Annotated in this window: 16 protein-coding genes and 1 riboswitch; of the genes, 5 read left to right on the top strand and 11 right to left on the bottom strand. The window is 42.5% G+C overall.

Going from position 1 to position 18,240, the window contains the following annotated elements:
* A complete protein-coding gene (locus HMPREF9957_RS08945; RefSeq protein ID WP_000079358.1) occupies positions 1-372 on the top strand; it encodes a DUF956 family protein in 372 nt (123 codons plus the stop codon).
* 213 nt (positions 373-585) lie between these two features.
* On the top strand, positions 586-1,860 hold the full coding sequence (gene serS / locus HMPREF9957_RS08940; protein ID WP_000884231.1) for a serine--tRNA ligase: 1,275 nt from the start codon (positions 586-588) through the stop codon (positions 1,858-1,860).
* Positions 1,861-1,884: 24 nt separating this feature from the next.
* Here serS and HMPREF9957_RS08935 read toward each other — a convergent pair whose 3' ends face one another.
* The 6 genes from HMPREF9957_RS08935 to zapA form a co-directional block, all read right to left on the bottom strand.
* On the bottom strand, positions 1,885-2,784 hold the full coding sequence (locus tag HMPREF9957_RS08935; protein ID WP_000735975.1) for a TDT family transporter: 900 nt from the start codon (positions 2,782-2,784) through the stop codon (positions 1,885-1,887).
* Between the two features lie 108 nt (positions 2,785-2,892).
* Positions 2,893-3,441 (bottom strand): carboxymuconolactone decarboxylase family protein, encoded by a 549-nt coding sequence (locus HMPREF9957_RS08930; protein WP_000206767.1) that lies wholly within the window; start codon positions 3,439-3,441, stop codon positions 2,893-2,895.
* A gap of 132 nt (positions 3,442-3,573) precedes the next feature.
* Complete coding sequence (locus HMPREF9957_RS08925) at positions 3,574-4,896, bottom strand: alanine/glycine:cation symporter family protein (protein ID WP_000891481.1); 1,323 nt, start codon at positions 4,894-4,896, stop codon at positions 3,574-3,576.
* Between the two features lie 90 nt (positions 4,897-4,986).
* Positions 4,987-5,075, bottom strand: a riboswitch (glycine riboswitch).
* 163 nt (positions 5,076-5,238) lie between these two features.
* Positions 5,239-7,575 carry an endonuclease MutS2 gene (locus tag HMPREF9957_RS08920; protein ID WP_001035055.1) on the bottom strand — a complete coding sequence of 779 codons (2,337 nt, stop codon included), beginning with the start codon at positions 7,573-7,575 and terminating at the stop codon, positions 5,239-5,241.
* A 218-nt stretch (positions 7,576-7,793) separates the two neighbouring features.
* Positions 7,794-8,342: a CvpA family protein gene (locus HMPREF9957_RS08915; RefSeq protein WP_000624511.1), complete on the bottom strand. Its 549-nt coding sequence runs from the start codon at positions 8,340-8,342 to the stop codon at positions 7,794-7,796.
* Positions 8,339-8,641 (bottom strand): cell division protein ZapA, encoded by a 303-nt coding sequence (gene zapA / locus HMPREF9957_RS08910; RefSeq protein ID WP_000002023.1) that lies wholly within the window; start codon positions 8,639-8,641, stop codon positions 8,339-8,341. Before zapA ends, HMPREF9957_RS08915 begins: the two co-directional genes overlap by 4 nt.
* A gap of 86 nt (positions 8,642-8,727) precedes the next feature.
* Here zapA and rnhC point away from each other — a divergent pair, with 86 nt between their 5' ends.
* The 3 genes from rnhC (at position 8,728) to recD2 (ending at position 12,873) form a co-directional block, all read left to right on the top strand.
* Entirely contained in the window at positions 8,728-9,609 is an 882-nt protein-coding gene (gene rnhC / locus HMPREF9957_RS08905) for a ribonuclease HIII (protein ID WP_000146890.1), read from the top strand.
* Positions 9,610-9,612: 3 nt separating this feature from the next.
* Positions 9,613-10,227 carry a signal peptidase I gene (lepB, locus tag HMPREF9957_RS08900; protein ID WP_001083986.1) on the top strand — a complete coding sequence of 205 codons (615 nt, stop codon included), beginning with the start codon at positions 9,613-9,615 and terminating at the stop codon, positions 10,225-10,227.
* 279 nt (positions 10,228-10,506) lie between these two features.
* Positions 10,507-12,873: an SF1B family DNA helicase RecD2 gene (gene recD2 / locus HMPREF9957_RS08890; RefSeq protein WP_000454516.1), complete on the top strand. Its 2,367-nt coding sequence runs from the start codon at positions 10,507-10,509 to the stop codon at positions 12,871-12,873.
* Positions 12,874-12,920: 47 nt separating this feature from the next.
* Here recD2 and tig read toward each other — a convergent pair whose 3' ends face one another.
* The 5 genes from tig to liaF all read right to left on the bottom strand — a co-directional run bounded on the left by tig (position 12,921) and on the right by liaF (position 18,192).
* A complete protein-coding gene (tig, locus tag HMPREF9957_RS08885) occupies positions 12,921-14,204 on the bottom strand; it encodes a trigger factor (protein WP_000116488.1) in 1,284 nt (427 codons plus the stop codon).
* A gap of 221 nt (positions 14,205-14,425) precedes the next feature.
* A complete protein-coding gene (locus HMPREF9957_RS08880) occupies positions 14,426-15,610 on the bottom strand; it encodes a PspC-like choline-binding domain-containing protein (RefSeq protein WP_000748700.1) in 1,185 nt (394 codons plus the stop codon).
* Between the two features lie 245 nt (positions 15,611-15,855).
* Complete coding sequence (locus HMPREF9957_RS08875; RefSeq protein ID WP_000698428.1) at positions 15,856-16,488, bottom strand: response regulator transcription factor; 633 nt, start codon at positions 16,486-16,488, stop codon at positions 15,856-15,858.
* 13 nt (positions 16,489-16,501) lie between these two features.
* Positions 16,502-17,497, bottom strand: coding sequence for an envelope stress sensor histidine kinase LiaS (locus tag HMPREF9957_RS08870; RefSeq protein ID WP_000743652.1), 996 nt, complete (start codon positions 17,495-17,497; stop codon positions 16,502-16,504).
* The gene (liaF, locus tag HMPREF9957_RS08865; protein ID WP_001224644.1) at positions 17,494-18,192 is read right to left on the bottom strand and encodes a cell wall-active antibiotics response protein LiaF; all 699 of its coding nucleotides are present in this window, start codon (positions 18,190-18,192) and stop codon (positions 17,494-17,496) included. The genes HMPREF9957_RS08870 and liaF overlap by 4 nt, the downstream gene beginning before the upstream one ends.
* Positions 18,193-18,240: the final 48 nt, after the last annotated feature.

Here is an 18,240-nt window from a genome sequence, read left to right as displayed (position 1 = left end):
ATGGCCCAATCTCTTAACAAAACAGTGCTTCTCAGCACGACAGGCACTTCCTACCTCTCTATCGCTGGGAAAGTTGGGAAATTCCTGGTCGGAGATCAGGCCTTAGAATTTTACCCCGATGTCAATGTCGAACAATTTATCCAGATTCCTTGGAGCCATATCAACCAGATTGGAGCCAATGTCACTGGGAGGAAAATCAGTCGCCACTTCGAAGTCTTTACAGACAAAGGAAAATTCCTCTTTGCTTCAAAAGATTCAGGTGCCATTCTCAAAATTGCTCGTGAAAAACTGGGGAATGACAAGGTCGTCAAACTTCCGACCCTGATTCAGACAATTAGCCAAAAATTTAAAAATCTATTTGCAAAAAAGTAGAAACTTTAGTATAATCATAGCAACGGATAAGTAGGTTATCTTCTTCTTTCAGAAAGTCTGCGGATGCTGCGAGCAGATAGGAGGGATAGGTGAAATTCTACCGTTAGTAACAATTACATACACAATCAAGTGCACACCTGTGAAGTTGGATGGAACCGTGGCCCTGCCACTCCAACGCTTTGTCAGGTGTGCTTTTTTCATAAAGGAGTTCTTATGTTAGATATCAAACGTATTCGTACAGATTTTGATGCTGTCGCAGAAAAATTGGCTACACGTGGTGTAGATGCTGCTGTCTTGAATGAGATGAAAGAAATCGATGCTAAGCGTCGTGACATCTTGGTCAAAGTTGAAACTCTCAAGGCAGAACGTAACACAGTTTCTGCTGAGATTGCCCAAGCTAAGCGCAACAAGGAAAATGCAGATGACAAGATTGCTGCCATGCAAACTCTATCTGCTGAAGTCAAAGCCTTGGATGCTGAATTGGCAGAAATAGATGCTAAATTAACAGAATTTACAACGACTCTTCCTAACATCCCAGCTGACAGTGTTCCTGTTGGGGCTGATGAAGATGACAATGTGGAAGTTCGCCGTTGGGGTACTCCACGCGAGTTTGACTTTGAGCCAAAAGCTCACTGGGATCTCGGTGAAGACCTTGGTATCCTTGATTGGGAACGCGGTGGTAAGGTAACAGGCGCTCGCTTCCTCTTCTATAAAGGCCTCGGTGCTCGTTTAGAACGTGCTATCTACAACTTTATGTTGGATGAACATGGCAAAGAAGGCTATACTGAAGTCATCACACCTTACATGGTTAACCATGACTCTATGTTTGGTACTGGTCAATATCCAAAATTCAAGGAAGATACTTTTGAATTGAGCGACAGCAATTATGTCCTTATCCCTACAGCTGAAGTTCCTCTGACAAACTACTACCGTGATGAAATCCTTGACGGCAAAGACCTGCCAATTTACTTCACTGCTATGAGTCCATCATTCCGTTCTGAGGCTGGTTCAGCTGGCCGTGATACTCGTGGCTTGATTCGTTTGCACCAATTCCACAAGGTTGAAATGGTCAAATTTGCCAAACCAGAAGAATCTTATGAAGAATTGGAAAAAATGACAGCCAACGCTGAAAACATTCTTCAAAAACTCAACCTTCCATACCGTGTCGTTGCTCTCTCTACTGGAGATATGGGCTTCTCAGCTGCGAAAACTTACGACTTGGAAGTTTGGATTCCAGCCCAAAATACTTACCGTGAAATCTCAAGCTGTTCAAACACAGAAGATTTCCAAGCCCGTCGTGCCCAAATCCGTTACCGTGATGAAGCAGATGGCAAGGTGAAATTGCTCCATACCTTGAATGGTTCTGGACTTGCAGTTGGACGTACAGTGGCTGCTATTCTTGAAAACTACCAAAATGCAGATGGTTCTGTGACCATCCCAGAAGTTCTTCGTCCATACATGGGTGGAGCTGAAGTCATCAAACCATAAAAAATAAGGTTTAGCTATTTCTAGCTAGACCTTTTTTCGTAACCAAATCAGATAAGCGCCTAATACAAAGAGTAAAATAATTAAGCAAATAGCGGTTTCAGCCACTACCAAATAATCCAAAAATGGAAGTTTCAAGATTCCCTGAGCCATCTTAAGCGAAGTAGCTGTGATAATGGTCGGGAAAGTGAGGGCTGAGAAGGCTGGTTGAAAGCCTTGCTTTAAAATATTGGGTAGGCGAGTTAAAACAAAGAAAAAGAAGGATTGAGAAGCCAAAATCATAACGATTAAGAGCCAAGTTGGTAGACTCTCTCCTCCAACTCGAACTAGAGAAGCCAAGAGTAGAGAGAAGGGAGCGCAATAGATTCCTTCTTGTCCAAGCAAGGCTAGTGGGAGTGGATGTTTCTTTAAATCGCTATAAATAAGGGGATAGAGATAGAAGGTCAAGAGAAAACCAAAACTCAAGGTCGCATAGGCAATTTCGATGATGCCTACCAGAGGATAGGTCAAGGCAGCCACCGCTATCCCCACATAGAGAACCGTCCAGCTAGGAGTCGCATGAACCCTACGACCTGGACAGGCAAACTTGATGGTGAAATCAGCAATCAAGGCCAAGTCCAAGAGAAATGAAAACCACCAGAGCCCTTGCGCTACCAAAGGAAGATGAGGGAATACGCGAAAGACATAAGTTGATAAAATCATCCCAGCCATGGGAAAGGTCGCCATCCCTGACAAAAGAGGAGGCTTGGTCAACTCTTGCTTGCTTTCCTTCCAATTAAAGAGATGAAGAATCAGAAAGTAAATCCACAAAATCAAACCTGTCAGACTCAACAGATGGGACAGAACCGGCAACGTATCTAAAATAAGATTTCCAGCTCCTGCCAAACCTAGCAAACAACCTGAAAATACTAAGGGGAGTTTTTTCATCCTAACCTCCAATAATCATGTTAGTTTCAGTATAGCATAAAAGCGCTTAAATGAGGGGATAAAAAATGAAGTCCGATTATTTCAGACTTCATTTTACTCAGATATGAATTAAGCATAAGGTTGCAATTCTGGGTTAATTGGGGTATTAGCTAGATTGTTGGCATAGTTACAGAGGCTTGCTAGACTGACACCAAGAACCACATCCAAGGCATTTTGTTGGCTATAACCAGCTTCTAAAAACTCAGCTAAGGCTTCATCTCCTACACGACCCTTGGTATTGATAACTGCCAAGGTAAACTTAGCTAGGGTGTCCAATTTAGGATCTGTTTCAATTGGAGTACGATTGCGAAGGGCTTGAAGCAGATCATCATTCATCTGGATTTGTTTGATTGAAAAGGCTGTGTGACCTGCAACACAGAAGGCACAACCATTGGTCACGGCTGCCGTGATTTGCACGACTTCGCGCTCAACGGGTGTCAGGCTATTGCGACGGTTGATAGCTCCGACAGTACGATAAGCCTCTAAAGCAGTCGGTGCATTAGCCAAGAGACCGATTAGGTTGGGAATATAGCCATTGTTATCTTTTTCTACTGTTTCAAGAACCTCTTTCACTTCTGCTGGCGCTGATTCTACTGTATGAATTGTAAATGTTGTCATTATAAAACCTCTTTTCATGTTGTTGAAATCTAGTCTATCACAGATTCTATACCGTGTATAATATATATTTTAAATTACACCGATAGAAATTTTTTATGAAAGCAAAAAAATCACACGAGCTGTGTGATTTCATTATTTGTCAAAATACTTTTTAGTCTCAGCAATGACGACTGGTGACAAGACCAACAGAGCAATCAAGTTTGGCAGAGCCATCAAAGCGTTGACAATATCTGCGATAATCCAAACCATATCCAACTCGATAAATCCTCCCAACAAGACCATGAGTACAAAGACCACACGGTAGAGCCAGATAAAGCGAACCCCAAAGAGGAACTCGAAACAGCGTTCTCCATAGTAGTTCCAACCTAGAATCGTTGTAAAGGCAAAGAGCACAAGGAAGATGGTCAAGAGGGCAGGTCCAAAATGTGAAAAGACTGTTGAGAAAGCCGACTGAGTCAAAGCCACTCCATTCAAGTCACCACTCCAAACACCAGTTACCAAGATGGTTAAACCAGTCAAGGTACAGATAATGAGGGTATCAATAAAGGTTCCTGTCATGGAAATCAAGCCCTGCTCTACCGGTTCATTTGTCTTAGCGGCAGCAGCTGCAATGGGAGCCGAACCCAGACCAGATTCGTTCGAGAAAACACCTCGCGCTACACCATTTTGAATAGCCATCCGAATGCTAGCACCGGCAAATCCACCTACCGCAGCAACAGGACTAAATGCTGATGTCAAGATTAAAGCGATTGTGGCAGGGATTTTCCCAATATTAAAGAAAATAACTGTAAGAGTTCCTAAAATATAAATGATGGCCATAAAAGGAACAACGGTTGTTGAAACCTTTGAAATGGACTTGAGTCCACCAAAGACTGCAATTGCTACAAATACAGACAACACAAGAGCTGTGATGGCTGGCGAAATAGTTGTTGTATTTTGGATAGATTCTGTAATCGAGTTAACTTGGGTAAAGGTCCCGATCCCCAACAAAGCCACTAAGACACCTGCCAGGGCAAAGAAGATAGCAAGTGGACGCCACTTTTCTCCCATACCCAGAAGGATATAGTGCATTGGACCTCCCGCTACTGCACCATGGTCGTCCTTGGTGCGGTATTTAATAGCTAGTAGTCCTTCCGCATACTTGGTAGCCATCCCAAAGAAAGCAGTCATCCACATCCAAAAGAGGGCTCCTGGGCCACCGACCTTGATAGCCGTCGCCACTCCGATAATATTTCCCGTACCAACTGTCGCTGCTAGGGCTGTACACAAGGCCGCAAAGCTGGATACATCGCCATGCCCCTTGTCCTTAGTAAAAATAAGCTGGAAGGCCTTGGGCAGACGCAAAACCTGCAAGAGTCCTAGCCGAATAGTTAGGTAAATCCCTGTTCCGACCAATAAAATCAAGAGGGGCGGTCCCCAAGCAAAAGCATCGATTGATTTAAGCAATTCTAACATTTCCTTCTCCTATCGTTTCAACCCCAAAAGAAAGAGCACATGCAAGATACATGTACTCTGGAATGCTTAGATAAATGCTAAAAAGCGGTCTATCCTAGCTCTGTCCTTTTACCTGAGAGTTTGAGCAGTTGCCTGCCTTGCCCCTTCGGTGCCTTTACGGTCTCTCCAGAGTTCCGTCCATTTACAGTCATGGAAAATCAAACGATTCCCCACTTCTATTAAACTTCATTCGGTGTTGGTATTTAATTGATTCTTATTTTACAAAAAATGTTGGCTTTTGTCAATGTGTTTATTAGTAAAAATTAGTTCAACAGTTTTTACTTTATAAAGTCCAGAATACTGCTATCCTTTAAAAGTGACAATAGTTGCGCCACTCCCTCCAGCATTTTGTGGGGCATAGCCGAAACTCTTGACATGTTTGTTTCTTTGTAGGTATTTGGTGACACCTTCACGGATGACACCTGTTCCGATACCATGGATGATATCAACTTGAGCCATATTATTAAGCAAGGCTTGATCGATAAAGGCATCTAGCTCATTCATGGCTTCTTCATAGCGCTTGCCTCGAAGGTCCAGTCTGGCTTGAGGTCCTCGACTAGAAGTTCGTTTCACGACATTGACCTGTTTCTTCTTGACTTGCTTTTCTTGCTGGGCTTGAACAAGGTCAAACTCTTTCTCTTCCAAGGTCATCTTGATCAAGCCTACTTGGGCTTCCCAGCGGCCATCTTTGAGTTGACTGGTCAAAGTACCACGCTGTCCATAACTGAGAACAACGATATCATCTCCTACCTTTGGAGCACGTTTTTTCTTGGCTTTTTGAAGAACCTTATTTTTAGACAAATCTACTTTTTCAGGAGCCAATTTTTTCAGCTTGGTCTTGGCTTCAATGATTTCATGGGGTTTGAGCTGGGACTTACTGTGGAGATTTTTGAGAATCTGGTCACTCTCACTTAGGGCCATGTCCACAATCTCAGCAGCCTGTTCACGCGCCTTATTAAGCTCGGTTTCCTTTTCACGATTGAGCTCATTGTAAAGTTTTTTTAGAGCACGGTTCATCTTGAGATTTTCTTGCTCCACCTCACGGATATTGTCCAAACGTTTACGGCTTTCCAGCGTCTGCTCTTCCAGCTGCTCAATAATCCGATTGACATCATTGTCCTGATCGACCTGCTGACTAGCATCCCCTACGATAACTTCAGATAGGCCTAGACGTTTGGCAATCTCAAAGGCATTGCTTCGACCAGGAACTCCCTGCATAAAGCGATAGGTCGGGCGTAGAGTTGCAGTATCAAACTCCATGCTGGCATTTTGCACAAAGGCTGTCTCAATACCGTAGGCCTTGAGTTCTGGATAGTGGGTGGTCGCCATAGTCTTGACTTGACGCAGGCGAAGATTCTCCAGAATAGCCATGGCAAGGGCAGCTCCCTCTTGGGGATCTGTACCAGCCCCCAACTCATCCAAAAGTAAGAGTGAATGCTGGTTGACCTTACCAAGAATATCCACAATATTGGTCATGTGGCTAGAGAAGGTAGACAAGCTCTGCTCAATAGACTGCTCATCGCCAATATCGGCAAAGATTTCTTCAAAAATACCAACACGACTTCCCTTGTCTGCTAAAATTGGCAAACCAGACTGAGCCATAACCTGCGTCAAGCCCAGAGTTTTGAGCATGATGGTCTTCCCACCTGTATTGGGACCTGTAATGACAATGGCTGTTAAATCTTGGCCAAAATGGACATCATTTGCAACGGCATTTTTGACCAAAGGATGGCAAACATGGAGCAATTGAATCTCCTGATTTTCTGATAGCTTAGGAACGACTGCTTGCCTTTCTTGGATAAAGCGGACCTTGGCACGAATCAAGTCCAGATGGCCGATAATCCAAGCATCATTGGCAATCTCAGCCGCATAAGGGCGGACACGCTCAGAAATTTCTTGGAGAATGCGAAGCATTTCATAGCGCTCATCTGCTCGCAGACTAGCAATTTCTTCGCTCAGTTTGACCACCTCACGGGGTTCGATATAGACGGTATTTCCACTAGCAGAAATATCATGAACGACACCTGCAATCTTATTGCGGTAGGTGTTTTTGACTGGTAAAACCTGACGACCATTTCTGCTGGCAACAATCCCTTCTGTCAACATCTGCGCTTTTTGCTTGAGCAAATCTTGCAAGACATCGCGTACCTGACTCTCGCTATCATGGATTTTTCGACGGATTCGCGCCAATTCTTCACTGGCAAAATTTTCAATAAAACCTGCATCATTAAAGGCTTGGAGATTTCCTTGTAATTGCGGAAAATCGTGTAATTTTTCAAACCAAAGGGCTAATTCTGTCAAGTTGACATTTTCCAGATTGGCATAAAAACTTTGCAGCTCTCGGCTAGACAGAAGCACGCGCTTCAAGAGGAGGAACTCCTCAATATTGAGGTCCGCCCCCATCTCCAAACGCTTGCAGACTCCTGCGATTTCCTTGGTTGAGAGAATAGTGAAATGCGGTTGCTCGACAAAGAGAGCCTGCATTTCCTTCATCTCAGCAAAAGCCTGTTTGATTTTATCTGCTTTAGCAGTCGGAACCAACTGTCTCAATTGCTCCAAGCCCTGCTCGGTCAACAAATGGGGTTCAAACAAAGCCTTGACCTTATTGAACTCTAATGTTTCTAATATTTTCTTATTCATCTTTATTTCCTTGTCTTTGAATGTCTAGGTGTATGATACTCAATAAAAATCAAAAAGCAAACTAGGAAGCTAGCCGCAGGTTGCTCAAAACAGTGGTTTGAGGTTGCAGATGGAAGCTGACGTGGTTTGAAGAGATTTTCGAAGAGTATTAGCTTTTTACATTCTGATAGATTCTAGCCAAATCTGTAAACAAAGGGCTAGGAAAACTCCTGCCCTTTTTATCCGATTAAATTTGTCACCCAGATTTGTTTGAGCCAACTGGTTGTTACTGGTATGCTCTGGATGATGTGTTTTGCGACGATACTCTTTTCAAGAGGATTTTGTATAGCTGCCATGGGAATAGTTGCTAGTATGGTCAAGGCCATTTGCAAGACAAATAAGGTCACCAACATGGACAAAATCCCTGCTGAAACTTGGAACAACTTACCACCCAGTTTTTTACTAGGAAGTAAGTGTAAGAGGAGACCAAGCAAACGACCGATGCTATAGACTATCCCGAAAACCAACAAATAGCCGATACCTGCATAAAAGACCTTATCCAACTGAAAGAGTTGATCCGATGGGAAAAAGAAAGTCCCCTGACCTTCCTGCGGATTTGCATAAGGGAGCAATAAATGGAATTGCTCTCCAAGCCCCTTATAAAACTGGCCAGCCATAAAAGCCGATGCCATGGCTGAAATCAGGTAATAAACCTGCAAGAGCAGACCTCTCCGATAGCCGATATAAAATCCCCAAGCCAAGACCAATAGAAGAAGGAGTGAAATCATAAGGAATCCTCAATCTTGCTCTGTTCTTGCTTGCAAGTCACAAGTTTGTGACGGAGTTCTTCTAATTCTTGCTCCTTATCATCAAATTCAATCTCACGGCTGAGCTGAGTTGATAAACAGTTGACTGCCAACAAAAGAGCGATGGTTTCATCATCTGCACTAGGCATTTGTTCTTTAATTGCTTGGTATTTTTCTGTCGCAACCTTGGCGATTTCCTCCATAAAGAGATTATCATGCTCGCTTGTCAAGGTTAACGTTTTTTTCCCGAATGTAAATTTGAATCGATTTAGATTTGCCATAAAATTCACCTCACGATATTATACCAAAATTCGCTAATTTTGTCAGTTTTTACAAATTTTACTGCTTTTGTGGTACAATAGAAACTATGGCAAGTATAACACTCACACCAAGCGAAAAGGAGATTCAGTCTTTTCTTGAACACTATCAAACCAGTCTGGCTCCCAGCAAGAATCCCTATATTCGCTACTTTTTGCGACTACCTCAAGCAACGGTTTCTATCTATACTTCTGGAAAGGTCTTGCTTCAGGGTGAAGGGGCCGAGAAATACGCTCGTTTCTTTGGCTATCAAATTGTAGAAGAAAACAGCGATCAAAATCTTCCTTTGATTGGGACGGATGAGGTAGGGAATGGTTCCTACTTTGGTGGGCTTGCAGTTGTGGCTTCCTTTGTCACACCTGACCAGCATGACTTCTTGCGAAAACTCGGTGTGGGGGATTCCAAGACACTGACCGACCAAAAGATCCGTCAGATTGCCCCTATTCTCAAAGAAAAAATCCAGCACCAGGCATTGCTTCTCTCACCAAGCAAGTACAACGAGGTCATCGGAGACCGCTACAATGCTGTTTCGGTTAAGGTAGCCCTCCATAACCAGGCTATCTATCTCCTTCTTCAAAAAGGCATTCAGCCTGAGAAAATTGTGATTGATGCCTTTACTAGTGCTAAAAATTATGACAAGTACTTGGCACAAGAGGCCAATCGTTTCAGTAATCCTATCAGCTTAGAAGAAAAGGCTGAGGGCAAATACTTGGCTGTCGCAGTTTCTTCTATCATTGCGCGTGATCTCTTTCTGGAAAATCTTGAAAATCTGGGACGAGAACTGGGCTATCAACTTCCAAGTGGAGCTGGAACGGCTTCTGATAAGGTAGCTAGCCAGATTTTGCAAGCCTATGGTATGCAGGGACTCAGCTTCTGCGCCAAGCTACACTTTAAAAATACTGAAAAAGCGAAAAAACGCTTAGAAAGGTAAGTTATGAATTCATTTAAAAATTTCTTAAAAGAGTGGGGATTGTTCCTCCTGATTCTGTCATTACTAGCTTTGAGCCGTATCTTTTTTTGGAGTAATGTCCGCGTAGAAGGGCATTCCATGGATCCTACCCTGGCGGATGGTGAAATCCTCTTTGTTGTCAAACATCTCCCTATTGACCGATTTGATATCGTGGTTGCCCATGAGGAAGACGGTAATAAGGACATCGTCAAACGTGTTATCGGAATGCCTGGCGACACCATCCGTTACGAAAACGATAAACTTTACATCAATGACAAAGAGACGGACGAGCCTTACCTAGCAGACTACATCAAACGCTTCAAGGACGACAAACTCCAAAGCACTTACTCAGGCAAGGGCTTTGAAGGAAATAAAGGAACTTTCTTTAGAAGTATCGCTCAAAAAGCCCAAGCCTTCACAGTCGATGTCAACTATAACACCAACTTTAGCTTTACTGTTCCAGAAGGAGAATACCTTCTCCTCGGAGACGACCGCTTGGTTTCGAGCGACAGCCGCCACGTAGGTACCTTCAAAGCAAAAGATATCACAGGGGAAGCTAAATTCCGCTTCTGGCCAATCACCCGTATCGGAACATTTTAAGAAATCGAAGAGGCCGAGAATCAGCAATCTCAGCCTCTTCTTCTATCGTGATAATATGATTATTCACTACCCAGTTTGATTAAGATAGAAACAAAGTTATACTCAATGAAAATCAAAGAGCAAACTAGGAAGCTAGCCGCAGGTTGCTCAAAGCACTGCTTTGAGGTTGTAGATAGAACTGACGAAGTCAGTAACATATATACGGCAAGGCGAAGCTGACGTGGTTTGAAGAGATTTTCGAAGTGTATTAACTCTCACCTATTTATGCAAAGGAATCTTATGGAAGTTTATTTTTCAGGAACCATTGAACGGATTATTTTTGAAAATCCCAGCAATTTTTATCGCATCCTTCTCCTAGAAATCGACGATACGGACGCAGAAGATTTTGATGATTTTGAAATCATTGTCACTGGCACCATGGCTGACGTGATTGAGGGAGAAGACTATACTTTTTGGGGACAAATTGTCCAGCACTCCAAGTATGGGGAACAACTGCAGATCAGTCGATATGAACGCGCAAAACCAACTAGCAAGGGCTTGGTCAAGTACTTTTCAAGTAGCCATTTCAAGGGAATTGGTCTCAAGACAGCTCAGAAAATAGTGGACACCTATGGCGACAATACCATTGACGAAATTTTGCAACACCCAGAAAAGTTAGAAGGCATCGCAGGACTATCTGCCAAAAATCGCGAGGCTTTCGTCTCCACTCTCCGTCTCAACTACGGAACGGAGATGGTCTTGGCCAAACTAGCCAACTACGGCATCCCAAATAAATTAGCCTTTCAAATTCAAGACTTTTACAAGGAAGAAACCCTTGATGTGGTTGAAAATTATCCCTACCAGTTGGTCGAGGATATCAAGGGTTTGGGCTTTACTATTGCTGACCAACTAGCTGAGGAACTAGGCATCGAAAGTCAGGCTCCTGAACGCTTCCGCGCCGGTCTAGTTCACAGTCTTTTTCAGGTCTGTATGGAAACAGGGGACACCTATGTTGAAGCACGGGAACTGCTAGAACAAACCCTTACTCTCCTTGAATCTTCTCGTCCCGTGGAACTGGACCCCAGCCAAGTAGCCCAAGAACTCTCCTACCTGATCGAAGAAGACAAGGTTCAGCAGGTTGATACCAAGATTTTTGACAACAGCCTCTTTTTCGCGGAGGAAGGCATCCGCAGTCACTTGGTTCGTATCCTTGAAAAAGGAAAACAGAAGAGCCAGGATTTAGAAACCATTCAAAAACATATCGCTACTGTCGAGGAAGAGCTGGGAATTGAGTATGATAGCATTCAAAAACAAGCTATCTGCGATGCTATCCAAAACAAGGTCTTTATCCTTACAGGTGGGCCTGGTACTGGTAAGACAACTGTTATCAATGGGATTATCGCTGTTTATGCCCTTTTAGAAGGACTTGACCTCAGGAAAAAAAGCAACCTGCCGATTCTTCTTGCCGCTCCAACTGGACGAGCCGCTCGGCGCATGAATGAATTGACAGGCTTGCCTAGCGCGACTATACACCGCCACTTGGGAATGACAGGTGACGATGATACCAGTCATCTGGAAGATTATCTGGATGCTGACTTTATCATCGTAGATGAATTTTCCATGGTAGATACTTGGCTGGCCAACCAACTCTTCTCCAACATCTCTTCTAACAGTAAGATCCTCATCGTGGGCGACAGCGACCAGCTACCGTCTGTCAGCCCTGGACAGGTTCTAGCTGACCTGCTTCATATTCCTTTGATTCCTCAGACTCGCTTGGAAAAAATTTATCGGCAAAGCGAAGAATCAACCATCGTCACCCTAGCTAGTCAGATTCGACAGGGTATCTTGCCAGCTGATTTCACCCAGAAAAAAGCTGACCGTTCCTACTTTGAAATTGCTAGTGGCCATATTCCTGCTACCATTGAAAAGATCTTAGGCGCTGCCCTCAGAAGTGGTATTCCTGCCCGTGATATCCAAGTTCTGGCTCCCATGTACCGAGGGACGGCAGGGATTGATGCCATCAACCAGCTCATGCAAGACCTCCTCAATCCACCACAAAAAGACCAACTTAGTTTTGAGGCTCCCCAGTGTCACTATCGCAAGGGAGACAAGGTCATTCACTTGGTCAATGATGCTGAAATCAATGTCTTTAATGGGGATTTAGGAGCTATCACAGACCTGATTCCTGGTAAATACACCGAGTCGAAACAAGACGAGATTGTCATTGATTTTGATGGCAACGAAGTCTCTTACCCACGTAACGAATGGTACAAGATTCGCCTAGCCTATGCCATGAGTATCCATAAGTCTCAGGGAAGTGAGTTTCCTGTTGTCATCCTACCTATCACCAGTGCTAGTAGGCGTATGCTGGAGCGCAATCTCATCTATACAGCCATTACACGCGCCAAAAGCAAGCTTATCTTACTAGGCGAATTACAGGCCTTCGACTATGCTACCCAACACATCGGAACTGCCCGAAAAACCTATCTGATTGAACGCTTCAGTGATTTATTGGAGAATGTTGAAGAAAAGCGACCAGCTGTCTCTGAAACAGCCACATCAAGTACCTCTGAACAATCCTACATCCTAACCGAAGAAAACTGGGATAGCATCCCCGCCATGATTGGGATTACAGACGCAGACCTCAAAGAGATTTTTGGAAAATAGCGCATCAGAAAACCCACCTAATCAGGTGGGATTTTATCTTATTAAGATTATTTAACTGTTGCTGTGCTTGTAATCAATTCAACTGCTTTTTTGATTGTGATATCGTGTTTCAACATATCAGCTGAAAGCAAGCTTTGTACTTGAGCAACTTCCATGTTGTAATCTGCTGCCAATTGCTCGATTTCTTTTTGGATTTCTTCTTCTGATGCATCAAATCCTTCAGCTTTGGCAACTGCTTCGATAACAAGGTTAGTCTTAGTACGTGACTCAGCTTCTGCTTGGTATTGATTGTGAAGGTCTTCTTGAGTAGTTCCAGTGATTTGGAAGTACATGTCAGGGTTGATACCTTGACGTTGCAAGTTTCCAAGGAATTCGTTTACTGAGCGGTGAACTTCTTCGTGAATCATTTCTTCTGGAAGTTCTACGATTTCAGCGTTTTCTACAGCTTTATCAATTGCTGCACCTTCAACGGCATCTTTGTAAGCTTCTTCTTTAGCTTCAGACAATTCTTTGCGGTATTTTTCTTTCAATTCAGCAAGTGTTTCAACTTCTTCGTCAATGTCTTTTGCAAGCTCATCGTCAAGAGCTGGAACTTCTTTTGCTTTTACTTCGTGGATAGTTGTCACGAATTTAGCTTCTTTACCTGCAAGGTCTTCTGCTTGGTAGTCTTCTGGGAATGTTACGATAACATCAACAGTTTCGCCAGCTGAGTGACCTACCAATTGGTCTTCGAAACCAGGGATGAATTGACCTGAACCAAGTCCAAGTGAGAAGTTTTCACCTTTTCCGCCATCAAATTCAACACCGTCGATAGAACCAACGAAGTCGATGACAACAGTGTCGCCGTTTTCAGCAGCAGCTTCTTTGATAACCAATTCAGCCAAGTTGTTGCGTTCGCGTTCGATACGCTCTTCAACGTCAGCATCAGTTACTTCTTTTTCTACATCTACTGATACTTCAAGGTTTTTGTAGTCACCCAATTTTACTTCAGGTTTTGTAACAACTTCAGCAGTGATAACCCAGTCTTGACCTTTTTCCATTGAAGTTACGTCAATTTTTGGTTGTGCAACGACTTCAAGACCAGCTTCTTTTACAGCTGCTTCATAAGCGTTTGGCAAAAGAGCGTTCATAACGTCTTGATAAAGTGACTCTTCACCAAACTTTTTGTCGAAGATAGGACGTGGAAGGTGACCTTTACGGAAACCTGGAACATTAAGAGATTTCTTCACTGAGTTGAAGACACGGTCCAATTCTGGTTTGATTTGGTCTTGAGAGATAGTGAAAGTCAAGACACCACGGTTTGTTTCTTTGTTTTCAAATGATACAGACATTCTGTCATTTCTCCTTAAAATTTTTTAAATACAGTCTATTATAACATAAACGAGCGAATTTTTTCAAGTAATGACTGCGCTTTTCAATCATGCTGGAAGTATGGTTTCTTCTTGTTTTTCTTTAGGTTTCGAATATAATCTTATAAAAGATGTTTAGTGATGGCTGATTACAGTAAAAAACGAATCGCCCACACATCCCTCATTAGGCGATTCGTTTTGTATTATTTAACCACAAGAACCTTGTAATATTCATACTTATTTGGCTGTGTAATTTTAATTTTTTGACCATAGAAACCATCGATTTCTTTGTCAAAATAATCTGAAAATCTTGATGGCAAGCGTTTCATCTTAAGAACTTCTCCAGATTGGTCTGCATATACAAGGAAATGATAGTGGGTTGTAGACATACCGTCATCAATCAATACAAAGTAACCTGTTTTAAGCTTACCTTGTCCATTATCTAAATGGTATAGTTTATTGTTATTGATTGTGAAGTTAGTAGATGGAAGTCTAAGTCGTACACCTGGGTCTTCTAGATAAAAATCATTTCCAACTTTTTTGATTTCTGATCTAGTTGTCATCTCTGGAAGTGGTAATACTCTACGACCATCTGCTCCAAAGTAATATCGACCTGGTAGATTTTGGAAATTACGAATAACAGCTTTAGGATCAATTTCTTGTCCTTCTTCTTTATTATCTACTAAAGCTAAGATTGTATTTGAAACTTGATCCCCATATTTTTCGGAAAACTTCTTGAACTCAGGTTTGATATACCAAGTGTTTTTATCCACGATAACATCAGTAAAGTTATTTCCGTCAAATTTTGCTGTAACCAGATATTCATATCCATCACCTAAACGAACAATGTCACCATTTTTATAAGGGCTATTTTGTAAAGTGAACATATGCCCATCCTTGCTGAGAATATAGCCTGTGCCATCACTAGAATTTACAACTCTATCAGAGGCCATTGCACCTGATTGTTCGAAATAATACCAATTATTATCTATGCACTCCCAACCTGTCTGCATAGAACCACTAAAACGAAGATAGTACCAAGTAGACCCTTCTTTGTACCAACCAGTGCGCATGGCGCCACTATCTGCTAGGGAGTACCATGTGCTACCTTCTTTGTACCAGCCAGTACGCATAGCACCACTATCTGCTAGTGAGTACCAGGTATTGCCGTCTTTGAGCCAGCCTGTCTGCATTTTACCAGAACCATCGAAGTGGTACCAAGAACCAGCGTTTTGTACCCATTTATCCTTAGCGAGGCTACCATCTTGAGAAAGATTCCAGTCAGCACCATTTTTAACCCAAGTATCTACAGCCTGTGCTTGATTGATAGACAAAAGTAGACCAGCACCTGCAAGTAAACCAAGTGTAAGTAGTTTAGATTTTTTCATAGCCATTTCCTCCTGTCATGAAAATTTAAAGTTGCTGTATGATTTTAACCTCCTTTTGGATTTTTTATATTTTATAATATATATGTTAATCTAAATATTTCTAACTCTATTTTACTCCCCTATAAAATGAATGTCAACAAATAACATAAAAACATTGTGAAAAAAATATTTTACCGTACTAGAACTACTTACTCACTTCTTGGTACTAAATTAAGTCATTTCTCCGATATTATTTTATATAACTACTAAAAATCCTCATGCCCCACCAAGTGGTGCTGAAAGGCATAGACAGCCGCCTGGGTACGATCGCTGACTTCAAGTTTGGCAAGAATGTTGGACACGTGGGTCTTAACCGTCTTGAGAGAGATAAAAAGTTCGTCTGCGATACGCTGATTTTCGTAGCCCTTGGCGATGAGTTGTAGTACATCTCGCTCACGCGCAGTCAGGTCCTCATGAAGCTCCATATGATTGCGGTGGTATTCGACCTTCTTGCTGACCTCTTGCTCAATGGCCAACTCGCCAGCAGCCACCTTACGGACAGCGTGAAGCAATTCATCTGCACTAGAAGTCTTGAGCATATAGCCTTTGGCACCAGCATTCAAGACAGGCATGATTTTTTCATTGTTCAAATAAGAGGTCACAATCAAAATCTTGGCATCAGGCCATTCTTTAAGGATAGCTAAGGTCGCGTCAATTCCATTCATCTCAGGCATGACGATATCCATGACAATGACATCTGGACGTAATTCCAAGGCCAAGTCAATGCCCTGAGATCCGTTGGATGCTTCACCCACAACTTCTACATCGTCTTGGAGGTCAAAGTAGCTTTTCAAGCCCAATCGGACCATTTCATGGTCATCTACTAGTAAAATTTTCATCTTTACTCCTTTATCATTCCTTATCGAGCAAGGGAATACGGATATCAACTGCCAGCCCTTGCTTGGGAGCTGTTAATAACTGAACCGTTCCTGCCATATCTTCAACCCGCTCCTTGATATTGCGGAGTCCATAACTCAAATCATCGAAGCTCCCCGACTGGAAACCAATCCCATTATCCACCACCTTCAGTTGCAATTCAAGATCCGTCTGATAGAGATAGACATCCAAACAAGAGGCCTGAGCATGGCGGAGAGTATTGCTGATCAATTCTTGCAGAATACGGAAGATATGCTCCTCGATTTTTTTAGGTAATTTCGTCACATTTTGCTTAAAACTAACCTTGAGATCACTCTTGTCCTCAAGCTCTTTTAAGAGGACTTGAATCCCTTCAACCAGACTCTTCTGTTCCAATTCAACCGGTCGCAAATGCAGGAGCAAGACTCTCAAATCCTTCTGGGCGGTTTCTAAAATAGCTGTGACACTCTGCAACTGGGTCTGCATCTTTTCTCTATCCAATTTCAAAGACTGCTGACTGACACCTGACAAAATCATATGGGCCGCAAACAACTCCTGACTGACTGTATCGTGCAAATCCCGAGCAATCCGCTTCCGTTCTTTCTCGATGATTTCCTCTTCCCGAGAAAGGCTGTGATTTTCAGCCTTTTGAAGAGCTTCTGTTAAAAGGTTAAGTTTCCCTGACAAGGACTTGAAACTGGCATCCAAATCTGGATCTGCAACCTGTATCACTTCTTGCCCTGCCAATAAACGCTTGAGATTAGCCTGCATTTTTCTTAGAGAAAGCTCTTCGACACCTCGCCAAAACAGGACCAAGAGAAAGGTCATGGACATGCTGAATACCAACAATAAAAAGACAAATTTTTCTGTTTTTTCGACATCGTGCAAGAAAATAGACCAGTCAAAATCAAGGATTTCCAGCAAGCTGTGGGAGAAAAATAAGACAAACAGGAAGGAGGTAATGGCAATGATTACATAGGCTTGTTTTTTCATCCTCTGACCACCTCCACATCGCCAATCATAGTAGTCAAGAAAATCTTGACACTCTTGTTACTCTTGAGATAATCTCTCGTTTCCTGATGATAGTGTTCATTGCGGAGGGCTCGCTTGGGCTGGTTGAAAAAAGTCAAATCCCCATAGAGACAGTTAACGCTGAGACTGACTTCCACATCTACAGGTACAATGATTTTGGTCGTTCCTACCATCTTTCTGAGGATAATGACATTGTCATGATTGGTTAGAATCACCCTCTCCAAATGAATAGTATCCTTACCCATGAGGCGAAAGAGATTGATATCATCGAATTGGCAAGTCTGGTAGCTTGAAAAATGATGAAGATTTCCAAACCAACGATTTTTCTCCTTCTTAACCGTTACCACCTCTTCAAAAACCAAATTGGTCTGCTCTTTTTCCTGGTTCATCATCGGATAAAGAAGAAAGAGACTGTATATAACCGCAACAAAAATAGCTAGAATCACAAAAGGATTGAGCATGACGATGAAAAAGAAGAGAATGCTTGCCACCACTAAAAGAAGATTATTGCCCTCTTTACCAGTGTAATAGCGAATCAAAAGCAAAAAGAGGAATAAAATCAGCAGAAAACGTGAAAAATGCTCTGAAACCATCAAAATCAGAGCTCCCGTCAAAAGACAGGCTTCGATAAATAAAAAGATTTTAAATTTTCTCATAGGTTCATCCTCTCCCTTCTATTTTATCACAATTCAAAAAAGGCACCT

This window comes from Streptococcus mitis SK1080 (genome assembly GCF_000220085.1).
GTDB lineage: Bacteria > Bacillota > Bacilli > Lactobacillales > Streptococcaceae > Streptococcus > Streptococcus mitis_K.
This window is presented reverse-complemented; position numbering and strand designations above follow the sequence as displayed.